Raw genomic sequence first — 21,447 nt, 5'->3', positions numbered from 1 at the left:
TTATGTTGAGACAAAAAAACTGCGCTTATAGCGCAGTTTTTTATTGGGATAATGTTGTCACATTAAGATTTTTTAGGCGTTTTTTTACGTGAAACTTTGGACTCTTCACCTTTAAGTAACCGTTGGATATTGTCTTTATGACGAATAATGATAAGCGTCGATAGCATGGCAACGGGAATGGTAAATCTGTCGTCTAACCACCAAGTATAAAGTGGTGCAAGTAAGGCCGTCAGGATGGCTGCAAGGGACGAGTAGCGGCTAATTAAGAGGAGGACAATCCAAGATGCCATTAAGCAAATGGCTAAATCATCGCCAATGGGAGCCATAGCACCAAAAGCTGTTGCGACACCTTTTCCCCCCTTAAATCCAAAAAATACGGGATAAATATGCCCAAGGCAGGCGGCGATAGCGATAAGCCCGAGTGATACTGCATCTATGCCCATCAGATAGGCTAAATAAGATGGCAGGGCGCCTTTGAGCATGTCAAAAAACAACACCATGGCAGCCGAACTCGCGCCGCCAATTCGCAGTACATTGGTAGCTCCCGGATTACCTGAACCCTGTAATCTTGGATCGGGTAAACCCCTCATTCTACAAACCAGCACAGCACTCGAGATTGAACCTGCCAAATAGGCGGCCAAAATCATCAAAAGTGTCAGTGTTAATGGACTCACATTGGTTTCCTTACGCGTCTTAAGGTATTATCGCGCAACAATTTAAAAAGCTGACTCAGTTGTCAATCCCGCTATAGGTTTGTGGAATAACTCGCCCATTTGAGGTTGAGATATTTTCTGAATGAGCAAATCCTTTTAGGGCGTTATCCTACTGTGGATTGGCTCGAGTAGAAAGCAAATTAGTTATCTGTCAGAAGATTGCGGATTATACAGCTAGGATCGCTTTTAGCTTATCAGACCTCATAGTAGTAAGTTAGTTGGAGAAAGCATGGATAAAGTACTTATACGGCAATTACGCGTTGATACTGTGATTGGTGTCTATGAGTGGGAAAAGACAATCCATCAGAGCCTTTTGCTAGATTTAGATATGGCGTGGGATAACAAACCAGCCGCCGCGACAGACGATTATCAATATGCGCTTTGCTATGAGACAGTTTCCAATCGATTAACAGAACTTATTACTGAGCATCCAATCGAGTTAATCGAAACGGTTGCCGAGCGCGTAGCGGATTGCTTACTTCAAGAATTTAACGTGACTTGGGTGAAAGTTGTCGTGATGAAGCCAGGGGCTGTAGCCACTGCAGCATCGGTTGGCGTTGAGATAGAGCGTTCACGTTAGATACGAGTTTGATCAACTCGACTGTTGATTAAGAAATCATGTTTATCTTCAGATAAATCGGACATTGCATGGCACGTATTTATATCAGTTTAGGTAGCAATATCGAGCCTGAACAGCATCTGCAAGCGGGATTAATATCGCTGCGAGTGTGTTTTGGGCCGCTGCGCCTCTCTTCTATGTATGAAAGTGAAGCGGTAGGTTTTAGTGGCACTAACTTTTTGAATATGGTTGCTAGTGCTGAAACTGACCTTAATATTGCTGCGGTAGTTGCGCAGTTTAAGCAAATCGAGCAGAATCACGGCCGGCTTGTCGGGGCGAAGAAATTTAGCCCAAGAACTTTAGATTTAGACCTGCTGCTTTATGACCATGTGGTATGTGAAACGCCCGTTACGCTCCCCCGTGCAGAGATAGTTAATAATGCCTTTGTGTTATGGCCATTAGCCGAGTTAGCGCCGGAATTGATTCATCCCGTGGTTCATAAAAGCTATGCCAGTTTGTGGCAAGAGTATGATAAAGAGTCACAGCTGCTTTGGCCTGTGATGTTTGAATGGCCCCAAGGGCTGACGTTTTAATTTATTGATAGGATTGTCATGGATACGTTTCAGGTCATTATTTTAGCGCTTATTCAAGGGCTAACTGAGTTTTTACCTATTTCTAGTTCTGCTCACTTAATTCTGCCTGCTCAGCTTTTAGGCTGGGAAGATCAAGGTTTGTCATTCGACGTGGCGGTGAATACGGGGTCGTTATTTGCTGTGGTGATTTATTTTAGACACGAGTTATGGACTATGTTTAATGCTTGGGTTGCAAGCATCTTTAAAGGTCAGCAATCCGAAGACAGCAAGTTGGCATGGTGGATTATTCTGGCGACGTTACCTGCTGTATTTTTTGGTTTTATGGCTAAGGATTTTATTGCAACTCACCTACGTAATACAGAGGTTATCGCGGTCACGACAGTCGTTTTTGGTTTATTATTGTGGTGGGCTGATAAGATGTCGCGCCGCGATTTAACAATCTATCAGACTGGATGGCGCAAAGCCTTGTTAATTGGTTTCGCCCAGGCGCTTGCTTTAATCCCTGGAACTTCACGTTCTGGTGCCACTATGACCGCGGCGCTAATGCTAGGTTTGAGTCGAGATGCTGCGGCTCGCTTTTCATTCTTAATGTCAGTGCCTGTGAGCTTAGGCGCGGCAATTTTAGTGGGTAAAGATTTGGCGGAAAGCGCGCTGCCAATTGATTATCAAGCATTGATCTTAGGCACTTTGATTTCCTTTGTTGCAGCTTATGCATGTATTCATTATTTCTTGAAAATCATCAGCCGCATGGGAATGACCCCGTTTGTTATTTACCGTTTAGCACTGGGTGCTGTGCTGTGTGGATTTATTTTTTTGTAGTCATTCCAGTTTAGTCATCATAGTGAAATTATGAATAATAGAATCGGGTCAAGTACCCGATTTTTGTTTTTGGAGCTTCCTCATTTTTCTGAAGCTTAACTTATTTTTGGAGCTTTATATGGGTCTCGAATATCAGTGTCCAACCTGCGGACTTGCGTTAAAACAACACAAAGCCTCCCAAGGTTTTTATTGTGCAAATAAGCATCATTTTGATCGAAATGAGCAAGGTTATTGGGTTTTCACTAAACCACAACGCCAAAAGCCGACAGGGGATTCGCGCGAGCAAGTTAGGGCTAAGCGTTTTCTTCTCGAATCAGGCATCTTTTCGCCTTTAATCGATAAACTGGCTGAGTTAATCACGGGCTTTATCAAGCCTGACGCTTGTTTATTGGATTATGAATGCGCTGAGGGCTTCTATTTGCGTGCTTTAGCTTCCAAGTTGGCAGAGGTCGAAAATCCGCGAAACGTCCAGTACGTGGGTGTAGCGGACGCAGAAAATGCTATTTTTGCTGCAGCAAAAGCGCAGACTCCTGGGATCTTGTGTTTAAGCTCTTCTAAAAAATTACCCTTTGCCGATAATTGTGTGGATTTTATTACTGTTATTGATAGGCCGTTAAAGGGAAAAGAGTCTGTCAGGGTATTGAAAGACGATGGGACCATGTTACTGGTTATGCCTGGGCCACGACATCTATGGCAACTCAGAGAATATATTTATTCCGACTTGGCTGAAAAACCTTTCCAAGTGAATTTACCTTCAGCATTATTGGTAAAAGAAACTCAGTCACTGCGCTTCACCTTATCTGTTACCGGTGAGCAGGCATTAACGTTATTGGATATGGCACCCTATGCGTGGCGTGCAACTGACAAGATGAAACACGATATTCAAGCTAATCATTTTGAGTCGCTAGAAATTGACTATGTATTAGTCTTAGCACATAAACGCGTGAGTGAATCGCTATAGGTTAAAACTTGCAGTCGATGCGGTTAATTTTAAGACAATTCATAGGCTTAGTTAGATGGTTTTTTGATGTTTTAAACGGCTATATTACTCAAGTCTATGATTCTGTTTGACGTTTTTATGTTATTTTTATGTTGGGTAGGCTGGAGGTGTTATTATTTTTAACTTTAGGCCTATTTGTTCAGTGACAAATACAACCTTCTTATTGCCTTTGTTTCCCATATAGCCTCGATTTTTTTATCTATAGCTGTGCTTTAAATTAATAGCTTTCACTTCCCATAAATACATTTTTTATGATAGATGAGGCTGATTGTTAGGGATGCTTAAAAATGCAAACGAGAAGTTTAGATTAATAACGAGACTTTATTTAAAAGAGGAATAGCACTCGTTTATACAGAAGTATGCCAAAGCTAACTTTTAGGGGGGAGGTAGGCGAATCGCCTTTAACATGCCTTTGGAAGTTTAAAACCAATTTAGCGATTTTGTATTGCCACATTCGCTATTCTTTGCATGGCAATCTTGAATTGCAGGTATAAAAAAAGGCTTAGATTGATGTGCTTATCGCTTTCATCTTTCTTAAGCCTTTTGTCTTAACTTACTAAATAGTAAGCTAAATTACCTTTCATTACTTCTTGTAACGAGAAGCAACGTTGTCTAAACGGTCGTTTGCGCGTTTAGCTTCTGCTTGTGCGTCCATAGATGCTGCTTTTGCATCTTTAACGTCTGCAGACAGTTTGCTTTGCTCTGATTTCAGAGAACCAACATCAGCTGACAATTGATCAACTTTGTTGCCCAGAGTTGCAACGCTTTCTTCCAGAGCAGTAGTGTTCGCGCAACCACCTAGTAGGGCAGTCATTGCTAAACCAGCAATCATCAGTACTTTTTTGTTCATTGTAAAAAATCCCTTAAAATAGGTTGGATTTGAATGTTTCGTTACTTTGTAAGCGAAACTGCCTAATTATGACATAGCTATTTTAATTTGCTACGAATATTAATGTGTTTAACCACTATAGGCATATAAATTTTTTTTAAAAGCTTTTTTTCTATGTGATATCGACATTTCTAATCGTAAAAAGGGGCATTATTCACCATGCAGTGATGCACGACTTACAAATCCTTTACAAATTACTGGTTATCCGTCGGCAGTTTTGTTTGCATTTTTTGTTTAAACTGACTGACGGCTTCAACTCGATGTAAATTTAAGGCTTGTTTTATCTCTGCGCCTTGGAAACCAGTGGCAATGATGGCGGCAATATCGACATTATTGGCGACAGTGAAGCACTGAGTTAAATACTCTCCCTGAGGATATGGGATGTTTTCAAATCCTGTGCGGCCGCGCATATCTGCGGTGCAAGCTAATATAAGTTGCGTTAAGCGCTCTGGTTTACGCCAAAAGTCAGCTTTATCGAATATTTTAACGATAGTTTCGGCTCTGAGCTCGAATGCCTGATGGACGTTCTGATGTTGGTCGCTGACGAGCAACGCCAGATCGCGTGCCTCATTCGGTACTCGTAAACGTGTACAGAGTGCTTTTATGAGTGGCAAGCCTTTCTGGCCGTGGCCGTGATGCTTTGGTAAATGCTCTTTTGGGCTCAGTGCTTTGCCCAAATCATGTACTAGGGCGGCAAACCGAACGCTTTTATCTCTAGTGAGCAGTGCGGCTTGAGCGAGCACCATTAAGGTATGCACGCCAGTATCTATTTCAGGATGCCATTTTTCAGGTTGAGGTATGCCAAATAAGGCGTGAATTTCAGGGAATAGGACTTCGAGTGCGCCACATTGGTGAAGTACCTCAAAAAAGACCTCTGGGTGAGGTCCGCCTAAACTTTTATCAACTTCTTGCCAAACTCGCTCCGCCGTTAAAGCGCTAAGCTCATCGCTTGCGCTAATTTGACGCATCAGTGCCAGGGTTTCTGCGGCAATTTGAAATCCTAAGGCATGAAACCTTGCGGCAAAGCGGGCGACGCGTAACACTCGCAGTGGATCTTCAACGAAAGCATCCGACACATGGCGTAACAGGCGCGCGTTAATATCCTCAATACCATTAAAAGGATCATATAAGTTGCCCTTTTCATCTTGGGCGATCGCATTGATGGTTAGATCTCGGCGCAACAAATCTTGCTCTAAAGTCACATCTGGGCTGGCGTGGCAGCTAAAACCACCATAACCCAGACCAATTTTTCGTTCGGTTCGGGCTAAAGCATATTCTTGTTGATTTTTGGGGTGTAGAAATACGGGGAAATCTTTACCCACTTGGCGGTAACCCTGTTGCAGCATTTGTTCTGGTGTTGCTCCAACGACGAGGTAATCTTTATCTTTAATGGGAAGATTGAGCAGGCTGTCACGTACAGCACCGCCGACGAGATATATTTTCACAGGCAAGATTCGGCTAATGTGTCATGAACATAGCTTATCACGCTCATTAAGATGATGGATAAAGTCGTTGCGAGATATTTGCGCACTTATCTGTCACATTGATGTTGCAGATATTTTGACAATAACATTGGGACGCTTTAACGTGGGGCGTTATTTTTAAATTAGGATGATTGGTGGTATGTACAAGGCCTTTTACGGACTCAGCGATAACCCTTTTTCAATTGCACCCAATCCCCATTATTTATTTCTGAGTGATAGGCACAGAGAGGCGTTAGCCCATTTAACCTATGGGTTAGGGGAAACGGGCGGCTTTGTGTTGTTAACAGGGGAAGTCGGTACGGGTAAAACAACAGTATCTCGTTGTTTGCTTGGGCAATTGCCCGACAATACCGATACTGCTTTTATCCTTAATCCGTCGTTAACTGAGCTTGAATTACTCGCAACGCTTTGTGATGAGCTTAAGATTTCCTACGGCGATAATCCTACACTCAAGCAATTGACTGATCACTTGAGCCGTTTTTTATTGGCGAATCACAGCAAAGGTCGTAATACCGTGCTCATTATCGATGAAGCACAGCATTTACGTCCTGAGGTGCTGGAGCAATTGCGTCTTCTGACTAATTTGGAGACGGACACTAAGAAGTTACTGCAGGTGATTTTAATCGGTCAGCCGGAATTACAGCTGTTATTGAAGCGCCAAGAATTGCGTCAGTTAGCCCAGCGGATCACGGCTCGTTATCATTTATTGCCGCTCAATGAAGATGAAATCGCCCTCTATGTGCTGCATCGTTTGCAAGTGGCAGGGCGGTTTGAGCCTTTATTCACCCGTAAAGCCGTTAACGTTTTGCAGAAATACAGTGGCGGCATCCCTCGATTAATTAACCTTTTATGTGAACGTTCACTGATGGCAGGCTATGCACAATCGCGGGTGCCCATAGATCATCATATGGTGCGGCAAGCTGCGGCTGAAGTATTAGGTGAAGAAGAACCGACTCAAAATAGATATCTGTGGCCGACAGCAACGGCTGCGGCGTTATGTGTTGCGTTTGGTGTGTCTTATTGGTTATTTACTGATAAGTCAGCCAATACGGTGCCAGCGTCCAATTTGGTTACTGAGTCTGTACCAACTAATGTGGCGTCATTAAATGCTCAAACCTTGGGCGGGGAAGACGTCGCTGGTAAGTCAGTAAAACCAACTAATCAACCAAGCGGTCAGACTTCCATTCCCGATCCTAATCAACGTCTGTTAAACGAGGCGATTAATCAGAGTCGCAATATCGATACTGCTTTTGCAGGTTTGTTTAGCGTGTGGGGCAAAGTGCCCTATAAAGGCTTGACGGCTTGCCAATCGGCGGTTGAGCAAGGATTAGCTTGCTATCAACAGCAGGGTAACTGGATGTCACTGACTCGGCTTAATTATCCGGCTGTCGTGTATTTGGTTGATGACAAGCAACAAGATTTTTATGGTGCAGTGCTTGCGGTAGAGGGGGAACAATTACTGATGCAACTGGGTGAGCAGCAACTTTGGGTTGATAGAGCTTGGTTTAATCAACATTTCAGTGGCACCTTCGAAATATTATGGCAAGCACCTAATTTGCCTATGATGGATATCAGTCAAAAATCGAGTCCTGGTCAATTACAGTGGTTAGAGAATGCGTTAGCCCATGTGAATGGTCGTAGCCCCCGTCGGGTTAATCAATTTGATGTGCAATTGGAAAATGATCTTAAAACCTTCCAAAGTCAGCATGGATTAAAAGCCGATGGTATTGCAGGGAATCAAACATTAGTGAGATTAAATTTGTATTTAAGTCAGCAAGGCCCAAGGTTAACTGATGATGGGGCGCGCAGCTGATGTCCATTTTACTCGATGCCGTAACCCGCAACAAACAACAGCAACAATCACCGTTACCTGATGCTGTGATGACGCCAAGGGCTAATTATCCACAGCCTCGTAAATCGGGTGTGCCGATAGGAAAACTGTCTATATTAGTCGTTGCAGTTGCCGCTGGAATTGGTGTGGCTTGGGGATTAAGCGTTTGGGATAAAACTCGACTTCCCCAAAGTGATACTGTGGCAGTGGCTAACGTACTACCATCAACTTCATCATTACCAGCTTCGACTGTGATTAAAAATGAGCTTCAGTCTACCGCGGTAGGATCTGACTCTGAGCTCCAAGTTGAGCCCAGTGCTGCTTCAGGTGTTCGGCTTGCTGGGAAAGTGGCGCTTCCTCGGACGCAGACTTTACCCGAGCTAACGGTATCGCCGCAATTTCAGGCTGAGACTGTAGTATCAAATGCGCCTCAAGTGAATGCTAGCGCGAATATAACGACCAATTCTGTTGGCATGCCGGCTCAAAGTGATAGCAATTCGGGTTTTAGTGATTCAAGCTACGCAGATTATATGTCGACGTCAGCCCAAGTCGATGCGGCAAGTCAGGAAGCGGTTGTGCCAGCAGAGACGCAATCACAGCAGCCTATGATGTTAGGCGCTAATGCCAATGAGTCGGGTCTAGCGAGTCTTGAAGCCCTGCGTCAGCAAGTCAGTGCCGCGGCGGAAGATGTCGGTTTAGAGACCAATAAAAGTCGCGATGAAGATAAGTTAGTGGCTTCCTTTCAAAATGCATTAAAGGATGTGGAGTATGTTAATGCTGCAGAGACGAATGTCACTGAAGCTAAATTAGATCCTATCCCCAAAACTGCTGTGGATGAAATTCCGAAATACGGCCAATTACCTGCAGGTCTGCAATTACAAGTGCCTGAATTTAATATCGTTGCTCATGTTTATTCCAGCGACCCTGCCCAGAGATGGCTGAATGTAGACGGTGCTGAGTTACAAGAAGGGGATATGATTGCTGGTAAGCTGAAAATCATCTCTATTCGTCCAAGGGACATAGTGTTAGATATTCAAGGAACCCAGTTTAAGGTGCCCGCAATCTAATCAGGTATTACGATAAGTCATGCTAGCGGTTATTTGTGATAACAATGAATAAGTAGTTGATAAAAAAGGCGCACTAGGCGCCTTTTTTGATCTTAGCCAATCTCAACTTAATCAAACAGTCTGTTGGCTAAGAATAGGGTCAGTGCGTAACCGACGCTGTAGCAGAGGAAAAGTGCAGGAACATATTTCAAGTAACTCACAAAAGTCAGTTCTTTCACTTTACTCATGGCAACAATACCTGATGCTGAACCGATAATCAGCAGTGAACCACCTACCCCGACGCTGTAAGTCAAGCCAAGCCATTCAGGAGTACTCAGTACTGGATTGGCTTTTAACAATGCCGCCGTTAGCGGTACGTTATCAATTAAGGCTGAGCCCATACCCGTGACGAAGTTAGAGATGTTTGGATTAAACTGAGTATAAGCTTCAGTCAGCATGTCTAAGGTGCCAATTTCTTTAAGCATTCCAACGAGTAGTAAAATACCTAAGAAGAACAACAGAGTGTCGTATTCAACTTGGCGAATATACTCTAGGATCTTGATTTCTTCTTTATCGCTGCGAGTGGTATGGCCAATCAGGAACATAATTGATAGACCCGTTAAGAAGGTTAACACCGGCGGTATACCAAACAATATGTTGAGTAGCATGGTCATTAAAATGGTGCAGAAGAAGACGAGGGCAATCAATACATCAACGGTTTGATAAGTATGTTTGATTGGCGTCGTGCTCACAACACCTTCGGCTTTGAGTGAGAATAGGGTTGCCAGTAAAATCACGCTGACGGCTGAAGGGATAAACAACATCAATAGTTCAGACATATGCACATGCCCAGCTAAGAAGATCATCAGTGTCGTCACATCGCCAGTGATCAGGGCTACACCGCCTGAGTTCACCGCGAAGATAATCAACACTGCCATTCTACGGCGCATTTGCTTATCGAGTTTAAAGGTGGTTAATAAACCTAAAGACACTAAAGTCGCGGTGACGTTATCACAAAATGCTGAGAGCACGAGTGCAAATAGGGCGACTTGGATCATTAACATACGCACTGATACTTTCTGCGGAAACAGCTTTTGCACCATGATTTGGATCATACCCTTAGCATTCAAATATGCTACGAAGGTCATGGTCGACATCAGAAAGAGCCAAAGTGTGGCAATCTCGAGCAAATTTTCATTGAGCTGATGGGCAACGATTTTCTCATTAGCCGGTTCCCCTGCAGCCATAAACAGCGCTACCCAAGAGATACAACCAAAGAATAAGGTGGTTTTTGCTTTATTAAGGTGGGTCACTTCTTCGAAAATAATACTGAGCAATGCGAGCACGGCCAGTAAGATGAGAAAGGTATTTAACATAACTGCAATTCCAACTGCTGTTTTGATGTCGTAGGGCGACTTGAGTCAACCTAAAGATTGGGCATATCAAGGCTAAATTAAGCTAGCCGTGTTAGCGCGTGCGGATCAGAACATAATGGGCTAGAGAACGCAACTGTTAGCTGTAACTCAATTTAATGCTTCTTTGTGATGTCTATCTCATGCTTTTGGGTTGCTAATTAGTTTTATATATTGGTTATTGTTATTATTGTAGCGTTATTAACTGTATTGTTTGATTTGATTACCGCGTTAAAAGTGAGATCTACGATTAAAGTCTAAGCAGTTAGTTTGCATATTCTTCAATTAATTTTTATTCAGGTCGATATTCCTGAATTGTCGTGCCTATGTAGGCAGGCATTTTTAATGCTTGCCTTTTGAATGAGTGCCCGCTAGGAAGTAGAGTGCTCTTAGCACTCTGTCCTGCAGAATTCTGCGTCTTGAGCTTGTTTGGGTATCAATACTGGATATTGTGTTTTGGAGTAGAGGAAAATGACATTTGTTATCTGGAGTCTTTTGCTTTTAGGCTCACTCGTTTGGTTAACGTATTGTGGTAAGCAACTTATTGCGCTGGGCGTGATGGGTTGGCCTTAGCACGTTATTGAGCATATCCACTTGACCTTACAATTCATGGTGGCTGGGATAATATTTAAATCGGCTTTAGGTTCTAAAAAGTCTGATCGTTATTAAAGCGACACAAAGCTAACTAAATCGAATAAAAGCAAAGGGACGCATTGGCGTCCCTTTGTTATGTTTAAACGGCTTAAATACTAAAGCTTAGGCTTAGCTTGCCGCTTTCATGCTCGCCAATACGCGATCAGCTGCTTCTAAGGTTAAGCGTATCTCTTCTTCGCCATGGGCCATTGACAGGAAGCCAGCTTCATAGGCACTTGGCGCTAAGTAAACACCTTCATCTAGCATGCCGTGGTAGAAAATACGGAACTGTTCGATATTGCATTGGGTCACTTGATCGAAACGAGTGATCTTGGGTTGTTCCGTGAAGAAGAAACCGAACATGCCACCAACATAGTTGATCGCCATTGGAATACCGTGCTTATCCGCAGCCGCTTTAAAGCCTTCTGCAATACGTTTGGTTTTCGCGCTCAGCGCTTCGTACAGACCTTCTTCACACAGGGCTTCCATTTGTGCCAGACCCGCTGACATCGCAATGGGGTTACCCGATAACGTACCCGCTTGGTAAACCGGACCCGTAGGGGCGATAAATTGCATCACATCTTTACGGCCACCGAAAGCCCCCACTGGCATACCGCCACCAATCACTTTACCGAGTGTGGTTAAGTCTGGTGTGACGCCGTAGTAACCTTGAGCGCCACTTAGTGATACGCGAAAACCTGTCATCACTTCATCGATAATCAACAGCGCGCCAAACTCATCACACATATCACGCAGGCCTTGAAGGAAACCTGGGACAGGTGGAATACAGTTCATGTTGCCAGCAACGGGCTCGATGATGATGCAAGAAATCTCAGTTGGATACTGCTCGAACAGGGTTCTAACTGAATCTAAATCGTTATACACAGCGGTTAAGGTGTGTTTGGCGAAATCTTCTGGAATACCTGGTGAGCTAGGTTGACCTAACGTTAACGCGCCAGAACCGGCTTTCACTAACAGGCAATCTGCGTGGCCGTGGTAACAACCTTCGAATTTTAAGATCTTGTCACGATTAGTAAAACCGCGTGCTAAACGGATAGCACTCATGGTAGCTTCTGTGCCTGAACTCACCATGCGTACTTGCTCGATAGAAGGCACCATAGAGATGACTTTTTCGGCCATTTGCACTTCAAGCTCAGTTGGCGCACCAAAAGATAAGCCATTTTCTACCGCTGCTAATACCGCAGCACGGATTTTAGGATGGTTGTGGCCGAGGATCATCGGGCCCCAAGAACCGACATAGTCGATATAAGCTTTACCATCGGCATCGTAAATATAAGCGCCGTTAGCTTTTTCAATAAACAGGGGCGAACCGCCTACACCATTAAATGCACGAACCGGAGAGTTAACGCCGCCGGGGATGGTTTTTTTAGCCTGTTCAAATAGCGCTTCGGAACGGGTCATGTTTAGTCCTTAAAGTCTGTAGCCAATTAGCGATCGGCTTTACGTGAATACCAATTAACCGGACACTCATATTTTTCGAGTTGATTATCAACGCCGAGTGTCAATGCAAACAAAGCCATGCGAATTAACAGCCCATTATCCGCCTGTCTGAAGATGGCGAGATTGGGATGGCTGTTCAAATCATTATCTAACTCATTGGCTTGCGCGCGTGAATCCCTTGGAAGCGGATGCATAATGACAGTGTTAGATTTGCAATGCTGAGTGTAAATACTGCGATTTAAGCGGAACTTGCCGCGATACTTATTTGCTTCTTCCTGTGAAGGGAAGCGTTCTTCTTGAATGCGAGTGAGATACAAAATATCTGCTTTATCTAAATGGCCTTCAAGTTGGTCGGTTATTTTGATGCTATGGCCAGCATTTTCAATGTCGGAGATCACATAATCAGGCATAGCTAATTCAGCAGGTGAAATCAGCGTGAAACTGATGTTCTTATACATGCAGAGTAAGCGTGATAGTGAATGCACAGTACGGCCAAATTTTAAATCGCCGACCATAGCGATGTGCATGCCATCGATACCGCGGCCAGCACACTTGAGTTCTTTTTGGATAGTGTATAAATCGAGTAAAGCTTGGGTCGGATGCTCGTTCGAACCATCGCCGCCGTTGATCACTGGGACGCGGCTGCCTTCAGCAAACTCTTTGACCGAGTAAGAGTCTGGATGGCGCATGGCAATGACATCAGAATAGGTGGATAACACCCGCGCGGTATCGTACAGGGATTCACCTTTAGATAAAGACGATGAAGCCATGCCTGTGGTTTCACGTACATGGCCGCCGAGCAAGTTAAAGGCACAGCCAAAACTCACGCGGGTACGGGTACTAGGTTCGAAAAACAGGTTACCTAAAATGGCGCCATCGAGCACATTATTGCGCTTCTCTCGAAGTGCATAGGGCATCATGCGGCTAGCGACATTAAAAATAGTTTGGATTGAGTCAAGATCTAACTGGTTTACGGAGAGGATATGGGATCCTTCGAACTGATTCATCAGCCTGTTTTCCAATTTGCTAGGGGGCATTTTAAGCTGCGGTATCGCGCTTATCTGCCCTGATGTTATGTAGGGTGGCTGAGGCGCGATTGTAGCAGAAGCACTGGGGCAACGAAATAGCCACATTGCCACTGTGTTAGATTTTTGCGATGAAGCCCAAAGCTTTTAATCTGCCGCCTCAGGTTTGAATCAAAATTAGGTATTGAATAGCGGCTAGATTTTGAAGCGATATTAGGCTTGGCCTGAACGAATCTCCTGTTGTAGGTTCGACCAACTGATCACCCCAACCACATTGTCTGGTGTATCTTGATAGATAAACACCTCACCGCAGCGTTTGGGCGACAATAGTGAATAGACTTCATTGAGGGTGGTGCTGTCGCTTAGCCCTTGCATGGGATGGCGTGATAGCGTGGTACTGTCATCATAGGATTGCATTTCAAGACTAAGCATTTCGATAATGCCATCGGCATTGCGGACTAGCACAGGGCGACCTTCCGCGCGTTTTAGCACTTCGAGTAACAATTCATCGTTGTTATTGACGATAACAAAGCGTTTATCCATTAAGGCTCGCACGCCTTTTTTCTGCAGTGCTAAATTCACGGGGGCGACCTTATAGCCTAGTCCCATAATTTCTAATTGCTTAAAGAAAATGGAGTCGGTCTTAAAACCCTGATAAGCAATTAAAAAAGCCGGAATTGTTACAAACATTGCTGGTAAAATAATGCTGGCGTCATTAGTCATTTCTAACAGGGCGACTAACGCCGCCAGCGGCGCGCTTAAACACACGCCCATCATGGCTGTCATGCCGATCACAGTGTAAAGCCCTACATAAGGGGCGATGGACGGGAATAAGATAGCGCTGATCAGCGCCAAAATCGCCCCGAGCAGCGCGCCGATACCATAAAGTGGACCAATCAAACCACCGGGAATACCTAAGCCAATCGCCGCAATAGTGGCGATGGTTTTGGCAAATAACAGGGCGATTAACAGCAACAGGCTTGGATGTTGGCTAATGGCTTCACTAATGGCGAGATCGCCCGTGCCAAGGGCTTGCGGCAATACTAGACCTATTAAGGTGGTGACGCTGCCCGCCAGTAATAGTCGGTAAATGAGTGGCCAGTTTTGACCCGTCGCGGTGACTTTTAAGAGTGAGCAATTAAATAGTGCCGCGGCGCAGCCTAATACCACGCCGCCAATGGCGAGAATAGGGTAATGGTCTAAGGGAATGTGGATCACTTGAATACGGTCAAATTCGTGCACATTACCAAACACCAGTTGGCTTGAAACTGCGCCACAAATTGCTGATAGCATAATCGGGAAAAAGTAATGGATTTTATATTCACGTACTATCACTTCGAGTACAAAAATCACCGCCGCCAAGGGCGCGTTAAACGTTGCGGCAATCCCTGCTGCAATGCCACTGGCACACATGATGCGTACGCTATTATCGGGAAGATTGAATTTTTCAGCGAGAAAACTGGCGCTGACAGCACCCAGATGAATGGCTGGACCTTCACGGCCGACTGAGAAATTTGTGCCTAGGGCAAAGAGTGCTTGAAAAAATTGCCCAGCGGCGGATTGTAGGGGGATTTTACCATAATGCAGTTTAACTCTATGTAACACATAGGCTATTCCCATACGTTTATAGCGTTTGGAGCCTAACTTCGCCACTATCCAAATTAATATTGCGCCTAAAAGGGGTAACAGGGCTCGCCAGTCGGCGACGTTCCCCGTAAAATCCAGCGCCTGTATTTGGGTGTAATGATTAGCCCAAACGAGCAAGAGTCGAAACAGTAAGATCACACAGGATGCAAAAATAGCAAATAACAGTGCCAGTATGCACAGCTGTGCACTGATGCGGGCTTGAGATAAATGGTCACGTAGCTCATTGGTTAAATACTTTTTGGCTGTGACTATGGCATGTTGGATAGCGACTTTATTTATCGTTAATTGCACTACATTGGCCTGAGTTGTATTGTATCGAACTCGTTCTTGAGTTGATTGTATTTTATATAAGGGGCTGTTACCTAATGCCAAATTATCATCGTTGGCTAGATCGGCTGCAAGTGATGGATCTCAAGTATCGTCCATCTTCAGTGTATTTATCGCTTTTAGTGTTAGTTTCTATTCTTTTTGGGGCTTGGATAAGTTTTCTGCTATTAAGCAGCGATGAGCCTGTTGTTAAGCATATCAGCAGCAAGACTCAACGCTTGACCGCTGAGTTAGAGGCACAGACCCAACTACTTGCGACCCGAAATTTAGAGCTGTCCGTCGAGCGTGAAGCTAATACCCAAATGCAAGAAATGTTTGGCCAGCAAATGAAAAAGCAAAAAGAATTGGAGCATGAGCTGGCATTTTACCGCAGCATTATGACACCGGATGATAATGCTGAAGGTGTTGCTATTCACGGACTTGAAATGACGCGGGGCGCTTTGGCCGATGAATATCATCTCAAGTTGGTGTTGACTCAGTTGCAAAAGCGTAAGCAAGCTATTCAAGGTCGAACTGAATTGACGCTCATTGGTGTGCAAGATGGCAAATCTGTTAGCTTGAGTGTGAACAAACTCACGGGTTCTAAGTTGGAATTTGATTTTCGCTATTTTCAAGTCATAGATACCAAGGTCACTGTTCCTGCTGGCTTTAATTTACAACAAGTGAAAGTCAAAGTGCTGGTGCCTTCGAGCCGCTGGACTAAGAATTCGCAGACCGAACATGTCTATAGTGCCCCTGAGTTATTACAGGGTGAAAAAGAACCACGGGTAATACTTGAACAAAACAGTCAGGTAAAGGATAATTTGCCCCAGAAAACTGATGTAAGAGGTAGTAATGACTGATCAAGCTGATACAGCAATGCCAATCCAATTTACCGATGCGGCAGCCGCTAAGGTGAAAGGTTTGCTGGAAGAAGAGCAAAATCCTGCACTTAAGCTACGAGTCTATGTGACTGGTGGTGGTTGTTCTGGATTTCAGTACGGCTTTACCTTTGATGAAAAGGTCAATGACGGCGATTTTACGATAGAAAAACAAGGCGTTCTCTTGGTTGTCGATCCTATGAGCCTACAATATTTAGTCGGTGGTGAAGTGGATTACACTTCAGGACTGGAAGGTTCTCGCTTCTTCGTGAAAAACCCTAACGCAACCACAACTTGTGGCTGTGGTGCCAGTTTCTCTGTGTAAACAGTTTCTCTGTGTAAAAAGTTTTTCTGTTTAATGATGACTAACTTTGCATCTTTTTAGGCGTGGAGTGAGATCAAAAAAGCCGTCGCAATGACGGCTTTTTGTTGAGCTAAATTTATTTTCTACAAGAGCTTAGCTCATGATGTTCAGGTTAAGCTTAGGTTTAAACCATGCCTTTACCTTTTTATCAAAGGCTATCCAAACTTGCAGTAATGACAAGACGATCAAAGCGATAAAAATCACATAGTCTGGCAGTTTTCCCTGCCATTCACCTAAGTACACTGTCGTTGGACCTACCACTAAGTTGCCCGGATCGTACATGATCACTGGCAGCATGCTAATCAATCCAAGCTGCACGACTGTGTAGCCGCGCAGCATGATAAGCCCTGCTTTTTGCCGACCGATAATGGCAATCACCATCAGGAGGGTTAGCAGACAAAATAACACCCCTTGTTTAGCGATTAAGCCACTCACTGACGCAACAACATACACTAGCAATAGGGCAATGAGTCGTTTCGGAAAGTGTTGACTCAGGGCTGTATTTGCCTCTGATGTCGGTATCGCCGATTTTTGCTCGCTCATAGGCATTCTCGTTTAGCGATAGCGATTAGTGGCTTTGCTTAGGCGCTAATCTTTGATCTAACTCATAAGGTGGGATTACCACACCTAAATCATCTAATACTGGGAATACGGCGACAAAGAGGTCGTCATCTTCCATGCCTGGCACCCATCTTTCGTGAAATTCGTCGAGTGGAATCGCTAACGTTTGGCAATCACTCCATTCATCCACAGCCCAAGAATCAGCGGCTTCTTCGGTTGGCCACATTGGGATGCAATCTTCTTCTTCAGTGGTTAACATCACGCAACCGTCTTGGTCTTGTAATGTCCAAAGTATTTTGTGTTCTTTAACTTGTTCAACGAGGTAATCGTAACGGGCTTCTGGCGTCATTGCTGCTGTCTCAGCGAGGTTTTTAACAGTCTTGCTCATGAAAAATATCTCTTTTGCTTGGATAGGGCGAAGCCTGTTGTGTCTCTAATGTAAAAACCTAGGGCACAGCAAAATTCGCCAGTTGGCTAAATGGTAACATTAGAGCGGGATTAGAAAAAGAACAACAGCGCCAAGAGAGCGCTGTTGTGTTAGATCTTCGGCTTTTATTCTTCCGCACGGAAGTAGCGATAGATAAAGCCCGCCAAAATGGCGCCGACAATCGGTGCTACCCAGAACAACCAGAGTTGTGATACCGCCCAGTCACCGACAAACAGTGCAGGGCCTGTGCTACGCGCTGGGTTCACCGAAGTATTGGACACAGGAATACTAATAAGGTGAATTAAGGTTAAACCTAACCCTATGGCAATTGGGGCAAATCCCTTAGGCGCTCGCTCATCGGTGGCGCCTAAAATAATAATTAAGAAGAACAGTGTCATAACGATTTCACAAATCATCACCGACAGCATGCTATAGCCACCTGGTGAGTGCTCACCAAAACCGTTAGAGGCAAATCCGCCCGCGAGTGAAAATCCCTCTTGTCCTGAAGCGATGAGATACAAGATGCCAGCGCCAACAATTCCACCCGCGACTTGGGCTACGATATAGGGCAATAATTCTGCTGCCGGAAAACGTCCCCCAGCCCAAAGGCCGAATGACACTGCAGGGTTGAGATGACAACCTGAAATATGGCCAATCGCAAAGGCCATGGTTAATACGGTTAATCCAAAAGCTAAAGCGACGCCGAGTAAGCCTATGCCTACTTCTGGATATGCGGCGGCAAGTACCGCGCTGCCGCATCCTCCGAGGACTAACCATAAGGTGCCGAGAAATTCTGCCGCCATTTTTTGTGACATGTTCATTGTTTGATTTCCTATTCTTTTAAAGACGCTTGTTTGTTAATCAGTGCGTCTTTATTCCTAATTTACCTGCCTATTAACGGATCTTGTCTGAGTGAGCAAAATCGCGCTGTAGACACGAGTTCCCTTAAAACCAGTTTCTTATTGGACGCCTATGAGGCGATTCCTAAGTGTTTGAGCTGTTTAGAGCAATATCCTGTATCCGTTTTCACTATAGTGAGACTTGATTAAGCTTCAGTGACGAAACTTTTTTTACTCATGCTTCTGTCACTAAATGCTTCAGTAATTAAGAATAGATGGCTTTAAAATAGCTGCTGATTTTCTTGATAAATTTAGGGAGGAAGAGGGGGAAAAGATTAGTTTGTCTTTTAAAGACAACAAGAGCTTTATATAGAAGCTCTTGTTTAGGTTATCACTTTAGTATTTTGCGAAGGCCAATTACTTAGCGCTAAATCGTCCGCCGAGTACGGCTTCGCGGGAGGCGCCTGTTACTGCAGGGAGATTAGCGGGTAAACCTAAGTGATTGCGCATGGCGAGCCAGGCAAAGGCGATGCCTTCTGCCCACTTAGGATCTACGCCAAGGGCCGAGGTAGTATCCAGCTTATAACCTGGTAATAAGGCTGCAAGACGCTGCATCAGTTGACCATTAAATGCACCGCCGCCACAGACGAATAATTCCCCTTCATTGGATAGTTTAATAATATCTTGGGCTATGCTGTGGCAGGTTAAATCCAATAAAGTTGATTGAATATCTTCTTCATCTAAATGATTAAAGGGTGATAATTGCTGCTCTAACCAAGCTTGGTTAAACAGTTCGCGACCGGTGCTTTTAGGGTAAGCAAGGGAGAAATACGGATGCGAAAGCAGCTGAGTTAATAAGCTTTGATCAGTTTTTCCGGATGCAGCCCATTCGCCATTTTTATCGAAGGGCTCACTTTTAACCTGTTGCATCCAGGCATCAATTAAGGTGTTGCCTGGCCCTGTATCAAAGCCTAAGACTTCTTCACTATTGCCCGGCAGATAGGTGATATTGGCAATACCACCAATATTGAGGATGACACGTTTTTTACCGACTTGGGCAAAGGTTTGCTGGTGGAATGCGGGTACTAAGGGCGCGCCTTGGCCACCAAGGGCAATATCTTTGCGACGAAAATCGGCAATGACATCTATGCCTGTTTCGGTCGCAATAGTATTAGGATCGCCTATTTGTAAGGTAAAACCCACTTCGAGGTTTGGCATATGGCGCACAGTTTGACCATGGCTACCAATGGCGATGACATCTTCTTTCGCAATAGCACATTTAGCCATCAGATTATTGACTGCTAAGGCAAACAGCTGACCCACATTTCGATCTAAACGGCCGAGGCGGTTAATTTCATCTGAGCTGGGTAAGCACAGGCGCTGTAGACCTTTGAGCAAATGGCTCGGAATAGCTTCGGTATGGCTGGCGATAAGTTGCGGCTGCGCGCCTGAAAAGTCGACCAATACCGCATCGACACCGTCCATGCTGGTGCCTGACATAAGTCCAATATAATAAGCGTTTTTCATTGGGAGGAATCCATCCGTCGTTATTGCATTGCCAATTGCGTTTGCTTGTTTTGCGAAAGTGTAGTCATCAATTGCTTGCTAAGTGCATCGAATTGATTTTTTTCTTTTCTCGCAATTGATTCGGATTTCGGTAGCGTAATCGTTCTCGGGTTGCGGTGTACGCCATTGACGATAAATTCGTAATGTAAATGAGCCCCTGTGACACGGCCTGTTTTACCTAAAGTACCAATAATTTGTCCTTGCTTAACGTTGGCGCCTTTGCTGACATTACGTTTTGTGAGGTGTAGATATTTGGTGGTATAGGTATCGTTATGTTTGATAAACACATAGTTACCGTTGAATTGATTATAACCAGACTCAATAACGCGTCCACTACCCGCAGCTTTAATGGGCGTGCCAATGGCTGCGACATAGTCTACACCGCGATGGGCTTTGACTTGGCCTGTCACTGGGTGCAAACGTCTTGGGTTAAAGTTGGAGCTGACATACTTAAAATCGACCGGTGAGCGCAGGAAGGCTTTACGCATGCTAGTGCCATTTTCGGAATAATAGTTACCGTCGGTATAGCGAATGGCAGTATAGCGCTCATCTTGGTTAACAAATTCTGCAGCTAAGATATTGCCATTACGCAAAAATTCACCATCGGCATATTCTTGCTCGTAAATAATGGCGAAGCTGTCGCCTTCGCGTAAGTCTAAGGCAAAGTCGATATCCCAGCCGAATACGGTCGATAATTGTAATATCTGGTTGGCAGACATGCCTGCATCGACGGCAGCATTCCAGAAATTGCTCTTAATTTTGGCACTGGTGAAATGGCTGCGAATTTCCACATCCTTTTCTGAGATTTTTTCGTTGTATTGCTCTTGGCTTTTAGTGATGACTAGCGTGGAAATAGCATCGACCCGATAACGCACTTCAGTCAAATTACCGTTTGCATCCTTTGAAATCACAATTTCTTCGCCCGGCATTATCTTAAGTAAGTTTTGCTTGGCTAAAGGCAACTGGGTGATTTCATAAACGTCTTTGCTGGTTAAGCCTGCGCGGTCAAATACCGCGGCTAAAGTATCACCATTTTTGACGTTAAAATGTTCAACATCTCTGTGGAGAGCGCTTTCGTGGGATCCTGCGGTTTGATTATTGGCTCCAGCTGCAGCGAGCGCATCGGGTGAGGATAACGGTTCAGCCGTTGTCGGAGCATTATCTGTTTGACCTTCTGGCAACTCAGGGCGTTCAGGCGAGCGAAAAGCTAAGGGCACATCATAACGGGTGTTGATTTGAGCTTGGTCATCAATGCTAGTGGTTTGTCTTGAAGCTTGCGCTTCTTCAGAAGGTAGAAGCATGGTTATCATTGTGATAACTGAAAGAATGCTAAGGAGAATTTGATGCTTTTTAGGCAACAATTTAAATAACGTTATAACCTTTCCCATTGA

The 21,447-nt window shown here is 44.5% G+C and carries 20 protein-coding genes; 8 read left to right on the top strand and 12 right to left on the bottom strand.

Annotated features, from left to right (window positions below; genetic code table 11):
* Nucleotides 1–62 precede the first annotated feature (62 nt).
* Nucleotides 63–674: a glycerol-3-phosphate 1-O-acyltransferase PlsY gene (gene plsY, locus L5M18_RS07745; protein WP_028760867.1), complete on the bottom strand. Its 612-nt coding sequence runs from the start codon at nt 672–674 to the stop codon at nt 63–65.
* Between the two features lie 268 nt (nt 675–942).
* Between plsY and folB the strand changes: the two genes are divergently transcribed.
* The 4 genes from folB (at nt 943) to L5M18_RS07725 (ending at nt 3,645) form a co-directional block, all read left to right on the top strand.
* Complete coding sequence (gene folB, locus L5M18_RS07740) at nt 943–1,293, top strand: dihydroneopterin aldolase (protein ID WP_105249889.1); 351 nt, start codon at nt 943–945, stop codon at nt 1,291–1,293.
* A 68-nt stretch (nt 1,294–1,361) separates the two neighbouring features.
* The gene (gene folK, locus L5M18_RS07735) at nt 1,362–1,865 is read left to right on the top strand and encodes a 2-amino-4-hydroxy-6-hydroxymethyldihydropteridine diphosphokinase (protein WP_263196461.1); all 504 of its coding nucleotides are present in this window, start codon (nt 1,362–1,364) and stop codon (nt 1,863–1,865) included.
* Nucleotides 1,866–1,883: 18 nt separating this feature from the next.
* Nucleotides 1,884–2,684 (top strand): undecaprenyl-diphosphate phosphatase, encoded by an 801-nt coding sequence (locus tag L5M18_RS07730; RefSeq protein ID WP_173246178.1) that lies wholly within the window; start codon nt 1,884–1,886, stop codon nt 2,682–2,684.
* A gap of 118 nt (nt 2,685–2,802) precedes the next feature.
* Nucleotides 2,803–3,645, top strand: a complete 843-nt coding sequence (locus tag L5M18_RS07725) for a putative RNA methyltransferase (protein WP_212599964.1) — start codon at nt 2,803–2,805, stop codon at nt 3,643–3,645.
* A gap of 622 nt (nt 3,646–4,267) precedes the next feature.
* Here L5M18_RS07725 and L5M18_RS07720 read toward each other — a convergent pair.
* The gene (locus L5M18_RS07720) at nt 4,268–4,534 is read right to left on the bottom strand and encodes an Lpp/OprI family alanine-zipper lipoprotein (protein WP_006080732.1); all 267 of its coding nucleotides are present in this window, start codon (nt 4,532–4,534) and stop codon (nt 4,268–4,270) included.
* A 233-nt stretch (nt 4,535–4,767) separates the two neighbouring features.
* The gene (locus L5M18_RS07715; protein ID WP_263196459.1) at nt 4,768–6,018 is read right to left on the bottom strand and encodes a multifunctional CCA addition/repair protein; all 1,251 of its coding nucleotides are present in this window, start codon (nt 6,016–6,018) and stop codon (nt 4,768–4,770) included.
* Nucleotides 6,019–6,196: 178 nt separating this feature from the next.
* Here L5M18_RS07715 and L5M18_RS07710 point away from each other — a divergent pair, with 178 nt between their 5' ends.
* Both L5M18_RS07710 and L5M18_RS07705 read left to right on the top strand, forming a co-directional pair.
* On the top strand, nt 6,197–7,870 hold the full coding sequence (locus L5M18_RS07710; RefSeq protein WP_263196457.1) for an ExeA family protein: 1,674 nt from the start codon (nt 6,197–6,199) through the stop codon (nt 7,868–7,870).
* Nucleotides 7,870–8,955: a general secretion pathway protein GspB gene (locus L5M18_RS07705; protein ID WP_263196456.1), complete on the top strand. Its 1,086-nt coding sequence runs from the start codon at nt 7,870–7,872 to the stop codon at nt 8,953–8,955. The genes L5M18_RS07710 and L5M18_RS07705 overlap by 1 nt, the downstream gene beginning before the upstream one ends.
* Before the next feature lie 107 nt (nt 8,956–9,062).
* Here L5M18_RS07705 and nhaD read toward each other — a convergent pair whose 3' ends face one another.
* The 4 genes from nhaD to L5M18_RS07685 all read right to left on the bottom strand — a co-directional run bounded on the left by nhaD (nt 9,063) and on the right by L5M18_RS07685 (nt 15,403).
* Nucleotides 9,063–10,310: a sodium:proton antiporter NhaD gene (gene nhaD, locus L5M18_RS07700; RefSeq protein WP_028760859.1), complete on the bottom strand. Its 1,248-nt coding sequence runs from the start codon at nt 10,308–10,310 to the stop codon at nt 9,063–9,065.
* A 798-nt stretch (nt 10,311–11,108) separates the two neighbouring features.
* Nucleotides 11,109–12,401, bottom strand: a complete 1,293-nt coding sequence (gene hemL / locus L5M18_RS07695) for a glutamate-1-semialdehyde 2,1-aminomutase (protein WP_263196455.1) — start codon at nt 12,399–12,401, stop codon at nt 11,109–11,111.
* Between the two features lie 26 nt (nt 12,402–12,427).
* Entirely contained in the window at nt 12,428–13,447 is a 1,020-nt protein-coding gene (locus tag L5M18_RS07690) for an aspartate carbamoyltransferase (RefSeq protein ID WP_113940696.1), read from the bottom strand.
* Between the two features lie 231 nt (nt 13,448–13,678).
* Nucleotides 13,679–15,403 carry a chloride channel protein gene (locus L5M18_RS07685; RefSeq protein WP_263196453.1) on the bottom strand — a complete coding sequence of 575 codons (1,725 nt, stop codon included), beginning with the start codon at nt 15,401–15,403 and terminating at the stop codon, nt 13,679–13,681.
* A 74-nt stretch (nt 15,404–15,477) separates the two neighbouring features.
* Here L5M18_RS07685 and L5M18_RS07680 point away from each other — a divergent pair, with 74 nt between their 5' ends.
* Both L5M18_RS07680 and erpA read left to right on the top strand, forming a co-directional pair.
* Nucleotides 15,478–16,281, top strand: coding sequence for a DUF6776 family protein (locus L5M18_RS07680; protein ID WP_168823458.1), 804 nt, complete (start codon nt 15,478–15,480; stop codon nt 16,279–16,281).
* Nucleotides 16,274–16,624: an iron-sulfur cluster insertion protein ErpA gene (gene erpA / locus L5M18_RS07675; protein ID WP_006080742.1), complete on the top strand. Its 351-nt coding sequence runs from the start codon at nt 16,274–16,276 to the stop codon at nt 16,622–16,624. Before L5M18_RS07680 ends, erpA begins: the two co-directional genes overlap by 8 nt.
* A 132-nt stretch (nt 16,625–16,756) precedes the next feature.
* Here the strand turns inward: erpA and L5M18_RS07670 are convergent, their stop codons facing one another.
* The 5 genes from L5M18_RS07670 to L5M18_RS07650 all read right to left on the bottom strand — a co-directional run bounded on the left by L5M18_RS07670 (nt 16,757) and on the right by L5M18_RS07650 (nt 21,444).
* Nucleotides 16,757–17,206, bottom strand: a complete 450-nt coding sequence (locus L5M18_RS07670; RefSeq protein ID WP_263196451.1) for a hypothetical protein — start codon at nt 17,204–17,206, stop codon at nt 16,757–16,759.
* A gap of 25 nt (nt 17,207–17,231) precedes the next feature.
* Nucleotides 17,232–17,612, bottom strand: coding sequence for a DUF2750 domain-containing protein (locus L5M18_RS07665; protein ID WP_028760853.1), 381 nt, complete (start codon nt 17,610–17,612; stop codon nt 17,232–17,234).
* 164 nt (nt 17,613–17,776) lie between these two features.
* Nucleotides 17,777–18,472: an aquaporin Z gene (aqpZ, locus tag L5M18_RS07660; RefSeq protein ID WP_263196450.1), complete on the bottom strand. Its 696-nt coding sequence runs from the start codon at nt 18,470–18,472 to the stop codon at nt 17,777–17,779.
* Between the two features lie 435 nt (nt 18,473–18,907).
* Nucleotides 18,908–20,017 (bottom strand): anhydro-N-acetylmuramic acid kinase, encoded by a 1,110-nt coding sequence (locus L5M18_RS07655; protein WP_028760851.1) that lies wholly within the window; start codon nt 20,015–20,017, stop codon nt 18,908–18,910.
* Nucleotides 20,018–20,037: 20 nt separating this feature from the next.
* Nucleotides 20,038–21,444 carry a peptidoglycan DD-metalloendopeptidase family protein gene (locus L5M18_RS07650; protein ID WP_263196448.1) on the bottom strand — a complete coding sequence of 469 codons (1,407 nt, stop codon included), beginning with the start codon at nt 21,442–21,444 and terminating at the stop codon, nt 20,038–20,040.
* Between the last annotated feature and the right edge of the window lie 3 nt (nt 21,445–21,447).

Origin of the sequence: Shewanella sp. SM20 (assembly GCF_025654545.1) — a bacterium.
Taxonomy (GTDB): Bacteria; Pseudomonadota; Gammaproteobacteria; order Enterobacterales; family Shewanellaceae; genus Shewanella; species Shewanella oncorhynchi.
The sequence above is the reverse complement of the archived record's forward strand: the minus strand, read 5'-3'. Positions and strand labels throughout refer to the sequence as shown.

Coding starts and splice junctions, on each gene's coding strand:
- L5M18_RS07720 (WP_006080732.1), bottom strand. CDS start 4,534: ATGAACAAAAAAGTACTGATGATTGCTGGTTTAGCAATGACTGCCCTA.
- L5M18_RS07665 (WP_028760853.1), bottom strand. CDS start 17,612: ATGAGCAAGACTGTTAAAAACCTCGCTGAGACAGCAGCAATGACGCCA.
- folB (WP_105249889.1), top strand. CDS start 943: ATGGATAAAGTACTTATACGGCAATTACGCGTTGATACTGTGATTGGT.
- L5M18_RS07670 (WP_263196451.1), bottom strand. CDS start 17,206: ATGAGCGAGCAAAAATCGGCGATACCGACATCAGAGGCAAATACAGCC.
- L5M18_RS07705 (WP_263196456.1), top strand. CDS start 7,870: ATGTCCATTTTACTCGATGCCGTAACCCGCAACAAACAACAGCAACAA.
- L5M18_RS07730 (WP_173246178.1), top strand. CDS start 1,884: ATGGATACGTTTCAGGTCATTATTTTAGCGCTTATTCAAGGGCTAACT.
- folK (WP_263196461.1), top strand. CDS start 1,362: ATGGCACGTATTTATATCAGTTTAGGTAGCAATATCGAGCCTGAACAG.
- nhaD (WP_028760859.1), bottom strand. CDS start 10,310: ATGTTAAATACCTTTCTCATCTTACTGGCCGTGCTCGCATTGCTCAGT.
- erpA (WP_006080742.1), top strand. CDS start 16,274: ATGACTGATCAAGCTGATACAGCAATGCCAATCCAATTTACCGATGCG.
- L5M18_RS07650 (WP_263196448.1), bottom strand. CDS start 21,444: ATGGGAAAGGTTATAACGTTATTTAAATTGTTGCCTAAAAAGCATCAA.
- L5M18_RS07725 (WP_212599964.1), top strand. CDS start 2,803: ATGGGTCTCGAATATCAGTGTCCAACCTGCGGACTTGCGTTAAAACAA.
- L5M18_RS07680 (WP_168823458.1), top strand. CDS start 15,478: ATGCCAAATTATCATCGTTGGCTAGATCGGCTGCAAGTGATGGATCTC.
- L5M18_RS07710 (WP_263196457.1), top strand. CDS start 6,197: ATGTACAAGGCCTTTTACGGACTCAGCGATAACCCTTTTTCAATTGCA.
- L5M18_RS07655 (WP_028760851.1), bottom strand. CDS start 20,017: ATGAAAAACGCTTATTATATTGGACTTATGTCAGGCACCAGCATGGAC.
- aqpZ (WP_263196450.1), bottom strand. CDS start 18,472: ATGAACATGTCACAAAAAATGGCGGCAGAATTTCTCGGCACCTTATGG.
- hemL (WP_263196455.1), bottom strand. CDS start 12,401: ATGACCCGTTCCGAAGCGCTATTTGAACAGGCTAAAAAAACCATCCCC.
- L5M18_RS07690 (WP_113940696.1), bottom strand. CDS start 13,447: ATGAATCAGTTCGAAGGATCCCATATCCTCTCCGTAAACCAGTTAGAT.